This window comes from Shewanella sp. T24-MNA-CIBAN-0130, from assembly GCF_040310185.1.
Taxonomy (GTDB): domain Bacteria; phylum Pseudomonadota; class Gammaproteobacteria; order Enterobacterales; family Shewanellaceae; genus Shewanella; species Shewanella psychromarinicola.
Window position 1 is genome coordinate 1 of the sequence record NZ_JBEOPP010000376.1, and the last position, 262, is coordinate 262.

General features: G+C 41.6%; 1 protein-coding gene. It reads left to right on the forward strand.

Annotation, left to right across the window (positions count from 1 at the left end; genetic code table 11):
* The coding region (locus AAEZ02_RS22790; protein ID WP_351125375.1) for a S41 family peptidase at positions 1-262 on the forward strand (262 nt) is incomplete at both ends.

Consider the following 262-nt stretch of genomic DNA (forward strand, 5'->3'; position numbering starts at 1 on the left):
GTTAAAAGGTATGGTATCAGGCCTGGATCCGCATTCAGAGTATTTCACAAAAAGTGAATTGGTTGACTTCAATGAGCTGACTTCCGGAAATTATGCGGGGATTGGTGTAGAAGTTGAAATGAGAGACAACCATTTGATAATCGTTACACCGGTTGATGCTTCGGCGGCAGCGGAAGCGGGAATTTTACCGGGCGATGTTATTATTAAGATTGATTATACGTTAATTACAGATCTGGGCATGCAAGATATTGTGACACTTATG